Origin of the sequence: Roseateles oligotrophus (assembly GCF_025717515.1) — a bacterium.
Classification (GTDB): Bacteria; Pseudomonadota; Gammaproteobacteria; order Burkholderiales; family Burkholderiaceae_C; genus Paucibacter_A; species Paucibacter_A oligotrophus.
On record NZ_JAJIRN010000022.1, the window covers coordinates 1 to 2,506 of the forward strand.

Annotated in this window: 3 protein-coding genes; all 3 read left to right on the plus strand. The window is 62.5% G+C overall.

Annotated elements, in window-relative coordinates; translation table 11 throughout:
- Positions 1-79: 79 nt before the first annotated feature.
- The 3 genes from tnpA (at position 80) to tnpC (ending at position 2,465) form a co-directional block, all read left to right on the plus strand.
- Positions 80-427, plus strand: a complete 348-nt coding sequence (gene tnpA / locus LNV07_RS25225) for an IS66-like element accessory protein TnpA (protein ID WP_263573971.1) — start codon at positions 80-82, stop codon at positions 425-427.
- Between the two features lie 8 nt (positions 428-435).
- Positions 436-765: an IS66 family insertion sequence element accessory protein TnpB gene (gene tnpB / locus LNV07_RS25230; protein ID WP_263573972.1), complete on the plus strand. Its 330-nt coding sequence runs from the start codon at positions 436-438 to the stop codon at positions 763-765.
- A gap of 89 nt (positions 766-854) precedes the next feature.
- Positions 855-2,465: an IS66 family transposase gene (gene tnpC, locus LNV07_RS25235; protein ID WP_263573973.1), complete on the plus strand. Its 1,611-nt coding sequence runs from the start codon at positions 855-857 to the stop codon at positions 2,463-2,465.
- Positions 2,466-2,506 lie beyond the last annotated feature (41 nt).

Sequence of the window (2,506 nt, forward strand, 5' to 3'; positions counted from 1 at the left end):
GTATCCGTCCGGCGAACCCATCTTGAATCAGCCCATCCGGTCTGTAAGGATCATGTCCACTTAGCAATAGATGGACATGATGACAACAGACAAGACGGTTAAACGGCGCCATTACAGCGACGAACTCAAGGCCAGAGTCGTGGCCGAATGCGATGAAGCTGGCGCCTCAGTGGCCAAGGTGGCGATGTCGCACGGCATCAATGCCAACATCGTGCATGGCTGGCGGCAACTGGCTCGTGCAGGCCATCTGGCCGTGCCGACCAAGATGGTCGGCTTCTTGTCCCTGCCGCTTGGCGCCGTCTCCAAGCCCGCTGCTCCGACCGATATTCGCATTGAGCTGAGGCGCGGTGACACGACGATCAGCATCACCTGGCCGACCTCCGCAGCCACCGAGTTTGCGGCCTGGTCGCGCGAGTTGTTGCGCTGATGCAGGGCATGATTCCTATCGAGGCCGTGTGGCTGGCCACGGCGCCGATGGACATGCGCGGCGGCTCTGAGGCCGTGCTGGCGCGGGTGGTCCATGTCTTCGGTGCCGCGCGACCGCACCACGCCTATTTGTTCGCCAACCGCCGCGCCAATCGGATGAAGGTGCTGGTGCACGACGGCATCGGGGTATGGCTGGCGGCGCGGCGCTTAAACGTCGGCAAGTTCGTTTGGCCGCAGGACGGCGATACGTTGGCCCTCACGCGCGCCCAGCTTGATGCCTTGGTGTTGGGTCTGCCGTGGCAGCGCATCGGTGAGGCCGGCGTCATCAGGGTTTTGTAGTTAGGAAGTAGATCAACACCTGCTGCTCGCATCAATTGCGGGATGTGCTGATGCGCATTGGCGAGGCCATCGGCATCATCTGTTCTGTGATGACCGCACCCTCTATCGAATCGCTGAACCCTGAGCAGATGCGTCAGATGCTGCTGGCCTTGACGCGCGATATGGCGACCAAGGACGCGATCATTCAGCGCCAGAACCACGACATCACCTTCAAGCAAGCCCTCATCGACAAGCTCACGCACGAGATGGCGGTGCTCAAGCGGCTGAAGTTTGCGGCCCAGTCGGAAGGCTTCAACGCCGAGCAGCGCAGCCTGCTGGAGGAGACCATCGACACCGATCTGGCCGCGCTGGCCCAGGAGATCGAGGCTCTGGCGCCGGCCAAGGCGCCAGCGCAAGACAAGCAAACCCCAAAGCGCCAGCCCTTGCCTGATCACCTGCCGCGCCGCGAGTTCGTGCATGAGCCCGAGAGCACGACATGCCGCTGCGGTTGCCAGTTAAAGCGCATCGGCCAAGACGTGGCCGAGAAGTTGGACTACCAACCCGGTGTGTTCACGGTGGAGCGCCATATCCGTGGCAAATGGGTTTGCGGCCAATGCGAGACGCTGATCCAAGCACCGGTGGCCGCGCACATCATCGACAAGGGCCTGCCCACCGCCGGGCTGCTCGCGCAAGTGCTGGTGGCCAAGTTCTTGGACCACTTGCCGCTGTACCGGCAGGAGCACATCTTCGAGCGTGCCGGACTGGCGATCTCGCGCTCGACGCTGGCGCAATGGGTGGGCGATTGCGGCGCGCAATTGCAGCCTTTGGTGGATGCGCTGGCCGCCGAGTTGCTCAGCCACGGCGTGCTGCATGCTGACGAGACGCCGGTGGCGATGCTCAAGCCCGCGAACCTCAGGGATGGTAAGACACACCGCGCTTATCTGTGGAGTTACTGCACCACGCGCTTCAACGCCACCCAGGCGGTGGTCTTCGATTTTGCCGACAGCCGTGGCGGCCAGCATGTGCGCAGCTTCCTGGGCTTGCCCAATGCGGACGACAGTACCGACACCAGAGACACCAAGCCCGGCTGGCAAGGGCGCTTGGTGACCGATGACTTCAGCGGCTACAAGGCTTGCTATGCAATGGGCGTGACCGAGGTGGGCTGCATGGCCCATGCGAGGCGCAAGTTCCACGAATTGTGGGTACACCACCAGAGCGCGATAGGCGAGCAAGCGCTGAAGCTCATCGGCATGCTCTATGACGTGGAGCGCGAGGTTCAGGTGCACAGCCCTGAGCAACGCCAGGCTGAACGCCAAGAGCGCTCCAAGCCGGTGGCCGACTCGCTGCACCAGTGGCTGACACAGCAGCGACAAAAAGTACCCGACGGCTCGGCCACCGCCAGAGCCATCGATTACAGCCTGAACCGATGGACCGCGCTCACACGCTACATCGACGACGGCGAATTGCCTATCGACAACAACTGGGTCGAGAACCAGATTCGTCCCATCGCACTTGGCCGCAAGAATTGGCTCTTCGCGGGTTCATTGCGCGCGGGCAAACGGGCCGCAGCCATCATGAGCTTGGTGCATTCGGCGCGCCTGAATGGGCATGAGCCCTATGCCTATTTGAAGGATGTGTTGGAGCGCCTGCCGACCTTGCCGGCAAAGCGCATCGAGGAGTTGCTGCCTCACCGGTGGCGACCGACTGGGCTGCCTGCCTGAACAGCACGGGCGTATTCAAGACGGGTTGGCCGGACGGATAC

Excerpts from the sequence above, each read along its gene's own strand:
- tnpA (WP_263573971.1), top strand. The coding sequence starts at position 80 with ATGACAACAGACAAGACGGTTAAACGGCGCCATTACAGCGACGAACTC.
- tnpC (WP_263573973.1), top strand. The coding sequence starts at position 855 with ATGACCGCACCCTCTATCGAATCGCTGAACCCTGAGCAGATGCGTCAG.
- tnpB (WP_263573972.1), top strand. The coding sequence starts at position 436 with ATGATTCCTATCGAGGCCGTGTGGCTGGCCACGGCGCCGATGGACATG.